General features: G+C 52.7%; 4 protein-coding genes and 2 tRNA genes. 2 read left to right on the top strand and 4 right to left on the bottom strand.

Translation table 11 applies throughout. The features are described 5' to 3' along the window. On the bottom strand, nucleotides 1–3,014 hold a 3,014-nt coding region (locus AOY23_RS23165), incomplete at its 3' end, for an autotransporter outer membrane beta-barrel domain-containing protein (protein WP_054181319.1). Nucleotides 3,015–3,659: 645 nt separating this feature from the next. After that, nucleotides 3,660–3,749 (bottom strand) — tRNA-Ser (locus AOY23_RS16115). Nucleotides 3,750–3,841: 92 nt separating this feature from the next. Here AOY23_RS16115 and mtfA point away from each other — a divergent pair. Together mtfA and AOY23_RS16105 are read left to right on the top strand one after the other, a co-directional pair. Beyond that, entirely contained in the window at nucleotides 3,842–4,639 is a 798-nt protein-coding gene (mtfA, locus tag AOY23_RS16110; protein ID WP_054180361.1) for a DgsA anti-repressor MtfA, read from the top strand. Nucleotides 4,640–4,739: 100 nt separating this feature from the next. Beyond that, a tRNA-Asn gene (locus AOY23_RS16105) sits at nucleotides 4,740–4,815 on the top strand. 41 nt (nucleotides 4,816–4,856) lie between these two features. On the opposite strand, the gene cbl is transcribed toward AOY23_RS16105, so the two are convergent. Together cbl and nac are read right to left on the bottom strand one after the other, a co-directional pair. Next, nucleotides 4,857–5,807, bottom strand: coding sequence for an HTH-type transcriptional regulator Cbl (gene cbl / locus AOY23_RS16100; protein ID WP_054180360.1), 951 nt, complete (start codon nucleotides 5,805–5,807; stop codon nucleotides 4,857–4,859). Between the two features lie 101 nt (nucleotides 5,808–5,908). Beyond that, nucleotides 5,909–6,826, bottom strand: a complete 918-nt coding sequence (gene nac, locus AOY23_RS16095) for a nitrogen assimilation transcriptional regulator NAC (RefSeq protein WP_054180369.1) — start codon at nucleotides 6,824–6,826, stop codon at nucleotides 5,909–5,911. Nucleotides 6,827–6,894: the final 68 nt, after the last annotated feature.

Genomic DNA, 6,894 nt, shown 5'->3' with positions numbered 1-6,894 from the left:
GCAGCGGTATCGCTGTAGCCTTTGTCGCCAACCTGCTGACCAACGTTACCCCACAGGGCGACGTTCTTCGTCAGTTGACCTTCAACACCGGCTTTCAGTTCACCAATATTGCGGGCGCCTGCCAGCTCTACCTGCTGACCGTTCAGCGACACACCAAAGTCCTTGCTGTTGTGGATCCAGTTGGCTTCCACGAACGGCTGGAAGGTGCGGCCTTTACCATCGTCCAGTTTGTTGTGGCCGTGGCCGTACAGACGCACGCCAACGCGGGTCTGAATGTTGCCGTCACCATTGCCTTCGACACGGGTGCCGTTGGTTTCTTTATGCGAATCCGCTTTCACGCCCATCCAGGTGACCTGCGCTTTCGGCTGGATGTACAGCGCGTTACGTTCGCTGATGTCTGCCAGTTTCCAGGTATAGCCGGATTCCACAGACGCCGTGAAGCCTTTGGATTTGTACGACTCCGCCGCAACGTCATCACCGGACACGGTGTTATCGAACCAGTTGTACTGCGCCCAGCTGTCAACATATGCGCCTTCCAGCGTGTCGTTATCCTGCAGCCACGTGCCGTAGACGCCGACGCTGTAACCGTCGATGCTGCCGGTGGCGTGGTTGCTGTTACGATGGTTGACCGCTCGGCTCTTCTGGTTGGCATAACCGGCCATCACACCGAGGTGATAACGGTCAGCCTCGTCAGAACTCCACTGCGCGATATCGCCACCCAGTTGCATCACATAGCGGTTGCTCTGCATGTTCACCAGACCACTGCTGTCTTTCTGACGGGTGTGCCCGCCGACGTTGCGCAGCCACATGCTGGTCACCGCAGTTTCACCGGTCAGCGCGTCAACGTAGTGCGTCTCACCGAGACGGTCATGCAGACGGGTGGTAAACAGGTTGTTGGCCGCCTGCAGGTTCATTGCATACAGACCGGCTTCCGGACGTACGGCCTGTTCTCTCGGCTGAGCCGGTTTCTGCGGCGTTACCGGGTTTTGTGGTACGACAGGATCGGTCGGGTCTTGCGGATCAACCGGGTCAACGGGATCAACCGGGTCAACCGGATCAATTGGGTCAACCGGATCTTCCGGAGACAGTGCGCTGCTCAGGTACCAGTTCTTGTCATTCTGGCCTTCGCCGCGTTGCAGGGTATAGTCATAGGCACCAGCCACGATACGACCGCTCTGTTTGAACTCGCCGTCAGAATCCCCACCTACGCTAATCAGCTCGATACCATCAATGGTGACACCACCCGCGCCGCCTGCATTCAGCACTTTCACATTGGTGGTACCAGAGGTGTTGCCGCTGATCAGCAGACGATCGGTCGGAGAACTGTCATCACCCAGTTGAGCGTTCATTACGATGTTACCGTTATTACCGCGGTAATCACCGTCCACCGTCAGGGTTTTAAAGGTGGCTGCATCACGCGTCAGTTTACGCGTCTCAGTCACTGGCGGCATAAAGGTCAGTGTGGAATTGTTCAGCGTCAGGTTAGTGATGTTGGAATCACCCACCATATCCCACTGACTGTTGCTGCCATTCAGCGCAAGATTGATGTTGCCGGTACCTTCAGTCGCGGTATCGCCATAAATGTATGAGTTATCGCCAGTCGCAATATTAATGCTGTGCACACCTCGTGCATACATTTTCCCCCAGGCAACTAACTTATTGTTATCAACAATATTTGTTGAGCCGGTAGTACCGGTGCTGTAGCCATAGATGGAGTAAACCGTGCCAGCGGCGGAATCATAAGATGCCTGGCTGCCTAAGGTGACGTTCCCGGTAAAGCGATCGGTAGAACCCTGTTGTTCCACTAAATAAACATTATTCCCGCCCTGGGACTGGATGTTAATGTTTTTAATTACCGTATCGGTTGTTGCGTCATCAGCACCGCCACTGTAATACCCGGTTAACGTCGCTGCATTTCCGCCAGAAACTTTCACACTGGCATCATTAATACGGTACTTCGTGGCCCCCTCCGTCTCAGTATCGCGCAGCCGGATGCCATCAACGGAGTTATTCCCTGATACATCCACCGTAATTTTATTGATGGCGACGCTTGTTGTTCCCATCTGACTGATGCTTTCGAAACCAGTCACACTTCCACCGGCGCTGGGCCCGGCTTCGCCACGACTGATCGCCTTGATCGAAAGTTCGTTAAACGAGACGTTGTTGGTCAGGTATTCCGGGGTCCAGTCATCGCCACGTCCATGATAGACCGTATCCCAGATTTCAACCCCCCTCGCACTGCCACTGATAATATCGAGATCAATGGTTGTCTTCCCGGCGAAGGTGACATCATCGTCCATGATACCAATCCCTTCGAGACCGCCTGGAGAGCCCTCAAACATCTTGATATTCACGTTACCTGTAAAGTTGGCCTCTTTACCTTCTAAATCCAGTGCAGCATGATGTCCACGTCTGGAGAGTGGATCCTCGTCAATATAAGTAATATTGACATTTTCTGCATTGAGAATAGCGTCCTGCCGGGTCTCAATATTTCCTGTCGTGATGGTAGTCGTCCCTTTTAGATCAGCACGCGTACTACCACTAAGATAAATAGCGCTAACGGTATTGGTATCGCCAACCCTGGTTTCATGTTCGTTAATGGTCAGGTTTTCAGCCTTCAGCACCCCTGTACCCAACAAACGAATAGCATCAGCCCTGTAATTACCATTCGTTAAATAATCGAACATGTAATTGAGCGTGAAATTCTTGCCAAGATCGACTGTACCGTCCTTAACCGTAATGAAATAACCCGGATTATAGTAGAGGGAATCATCCGGATAGTCCCCGGCGCTGGTGATGGTCGTGTTATCCCCCATCGTCACCCGCGCATCATCGGCATCGATGTTGATATATGACACATTGCTGCCGGTCGGCAGGGTGACGGTGCGCGCATCCGATGCGGTTGACTTATCTATAATAATACTGGCAGGTGCCGATGCCGCGGCAACTGTTGCTGAGGACAGAATTGCGCTGATAAACAACGCAATTTTAGTAGGTTTGAAAGACGAACTCATATTATACGACCTTGTTCTTCCCATGGAGATAAAATAAAATAAAACTTTTAATCAGACTATTTCAGATGGGTCTAACCAAAGTAATTTATGTAGTATATTTTCTTATCCCAGAGATGTGATTTCAAATGAAATAGTTTTAAACCCATAACAAAATAGCGTTTCAATTAGCGCAATAGAAATTCGTCATCACGTTGTTTTTTATGAATTTTTTCATGAAGGCAATTATTTAAGATGCTCTTGATAATTCTTAAACAGTAAATTAATAAACTGATAAAACATAAAACCAAAAGCACGAATATAAATTTCGCGATATGAACATCTGGAATTCCTGCATAGTTTTCAGATAGCCGCAATTTAAATATTGCAGATTGAATCATTACAGTTGTGAGAAAATTATCGGGTTGAACATCATTAAGATAGCGGCAACGGAACGCTCAGGGGATAAGCAGCCATTGAGTGGGCGCAAGAGAGGAGACGGTTCTTATCTATGCCCGGCAGACGAAAATCGGCCAACCCACGGCCAAAAATGTGACTTTACCACGCGCAGACAGGGTAAAAATTGATAACAATTCCCTCACCGGATTTCTCAGGTTTTCTCAATGGGATTTTTATCACTGAAACGAGGTGGGGTAAGTGTTTGAATAATGGCGGAGAGAGGGGGATTTGAACCCCCGGTAGAGTTGCCCCTACTCCGGTTTTCGAGACCGGTCCGTTCAGCCGCTCCGGCATCTCTCCGTTTTATGGTTGCCATCATGCCAGGATCTTTGGCATTTTAACAGACCCGGTACCTCCAATTCTGTTCAAGTGACGAGTTTGCGAGCAAAACGATGATTAAGTGGCCCTGGAAAGCACATGACACGAGCCCCAATCCCCAGATCAACTGGGAGCAGGCGCTGGCGATTCCTGTTTTAGCGAACCTCTCGGATGATGAGCAGGCGAAGCTGGTTCATCTTGCCGACCGTTTTTTACAGCAAAAGCGGCTGGTTGTTCTGCAGGGACTGGAACTCACCGCGGAGCAACATGCCCGCATTGCGCTGCTGTTCTGCTTGCCGGTACTGGCGCTGGGCCTCGAATGGCTGGATGGTTTTCATGAAATCCTCATCTACCCTGCGCCGTTCGTGGTGGACGATGAGTGGGAAGACGACATCGGGCTGGTGCATAATCAGCGGGTCGTGCAGTCAGGGCAAAGCTGGCAGCAGGGTCCGATTGTGCTGAACTGGCTCGATATTCAGGATTCCTTCGACGCTTCCGGTTTCAATCTGATTGTGCATGAAGTGGCACATAAACTCGACACCCGCAATGGCGATCGCGCCAACGGTGTACCGCTGATCCCGCTGCGCGAAGTGGCCGGGTGGGAACATGATCTGCATGCCGCAATGAACAACATTCAGGATGAAATCGACATGGTGGGGGAAAGTGCCGCCAGTATTGATGCCTATGCGGCAAGCGACCCGGCAGAGTGTTTTGCCGTATTGTCAGAATACTTTTTCAGTGCCCCCGAGTTCTTTGCGCCCCGCTTCCCGGCGCTCTGGCAGCGTTTCTGCCAGTTTTATCAACAGGACCCGCTGGTGCGTTTACGCGAGAATGGCATCAGTATCGACGATAAGTCGCCGGTAGTTCACTAAAACAACAGCCTGCGCTAAATTCATTCAATTGAATCAGCAGGTTAAATTTAGTGTTGACACAAAAAAGGCGAGCCATTAGTATTCGCCCCGTTCACACGATTCCTCTGTAGTTCAGTCGGTAGAACGGCGGACTGTTAATCCGTATGTCACTGGTTCGAGTCCAGTCAGAGGAGCCAGATTTCAGAAAAGCCTGCTTTCGAGCAGGCTTTTTGCTTTTCTAGATTTGGTAATCGATAGCCACTTCTTCTGGCTCCATCGCCTGCTGCTTAATCTCTTCAAGCGACAGCCCGGCATTACACAATTCGATAAACCGCCAGACATAGTTACGTTGTAACTGACCTCGTTTCAGCCCCAGCCAGACGGTGTTTGCGTCAAAAAGATGACGAGTGTCGAGCCTGGTCAGTGTGTCAGATTCCTGATGTTCGGCCGACTGTTCCGCCACCAGTCCAATGCCCAGCCCTAATTCAACGTACGTCTTGATGACGTCGGAGTCCTGCGCGCTGAGTACCACATCCGGCACCAGTCCCCGGCGGTTAAAGGCTTCATCAATGCGCGAGCGACCGGTGATGCCCTGTCGGTAGGTGATCAACGGCCAGCGGGCAATGTCGTCGAGTGTCAGCGGCGAGACCTGAGTCAGTGGATGATTTTTCGGCACCAGCAGGCTGTGATACCAGCGAAACCACGGAAACGCCGCGAGGGTCGGATCATTACTTAACCGCTCGCTGGCGATGCCGATATCCGCGCCACCGTTATGCAGCAGCGCATCGATTTCCTGCGGCGTGCCCTGAATCAGTTCCAGACGCACATCGCTGTAGAGTTCGCGGAAGGCCTTGATCACTGGCGGCAGGCTGTAACGCGCCTGGGTGTGCGTGGTCGCAATGGTCAGCACGCCCGTCGCATCATTGGTGAACAGATCGGCGAGGCGACGGACGTTGCTCGCCTCATTCAGAATACGCTCAGCAATGACCAGTAATGCTTTGCCAGGCTCCGTCATTCCCAACAGTCGCTTGCCGCGGCGGATGAAAATCTCAATCCCCAGTTCTTCTTCCAGCTCGCGGATGTGGCGGCTCACGCCGGATTGCGACGTGTAAAGCATGTTGGCGACTTCTGTCAGGTTGTAATCCTGCCGCGCTGCCTCGCGGATAATCTTAAGTTGCTGGAAATTCACCCTTCCCTCCGGGACCATCAGACATACTGCTATTGTTAGAGTCTGCGCTTCCGGCGAACAAATAATAAAAACCAGCATCTTATTCCAGTCAGGAATAACGCTTAGCTGACCAGCTGCAATTCGCGGTTTTCCAGTGTCGGGCGACTCACCAGCGACATCAAAATCTCTTTCACCGCCTGCGCCTGTGGCGACAGAGAACCGCGTGCCGACACGTTCAGCGACAGCGGCAGGCTCATCGACGGCGCAGAAATGCGCGCCATCCAGCCATTAGCGGCGCTGCACAGCGAGCTGGCGGCTGATTCAGGCAGGACGGTCACACCCATCCCGCTGGCGATAGCGGCAGTCAACGTGGAGAGAGAGTCAATTTCCCCGACGACTTTCGCCGTCAGACGGCGCAGCGAGAACGCTTCATCCACACGCGCCCGCACCGCACTGTAGTCGCGCGGCAGGAAGAGATTCATTTCAGCCACCAGCGCCAGATCAACCCCCTGGCCCGGGCAATCACGCGTACCAACCACGTAGAGTTCTTCTTTCAGCAGCGGCTGGCTGTTGATCCCGGCGACTGGCGCGCGATCGTACAGCACCGCCATATCCAGTTGGCCGCTCAGCAGTTTATCATTCAGAATGGCGCCGCTGTTTTCGTGCAAATACACCAGCACGTTCGGCAGCTCATTGCGCACCGTCTGCAATAACGGCATGGTGACGGATGATGCCGCCGTGCCCGGCGCAAGGCCGATGGAAACCTGCCCGTTCAGCGTCTGACCGACATGGCTGACCGCCATATGCGCCTGCTCGCACTGACGCAAAATCGTCCGCGCATGGGTGTAGAGAATTTTCCCGGCTTCGGTTGGCGTTACGCCCCGCTTGGTACGGATCAACAACTGCTGATCCAGCTCCCCTTCCAGAGTAGCCACCTGCTGACTGAGCGCCGGTTGCGCGATGTGCAGCACTTCTGCGGCCTGCGTCAGGCTACCGATGTCAACGATTTTCACGAAGTACTTCAGTCGTCTTAAATTCATATTGCCCCCTGTCCGGAATGCCATGCCCTGATGGGCGGTCTTATAACTAGCCGGAAATATTGCAATAT

This window comes from Trabulsiella odontotermitis (assembly GCF_001297775.1).
Lineage (GTDB): Bacteria > Pseudomonadota > Gammaproteobacteria > Enterobacterales > Enterobacteriaceae > Trabulsiella > Trabulsiella odontotermitis.
Note: the sequence above shows the minus strand (reverse complement) of the source record. Positions and strands in the feature narration are given on the sequence as shown.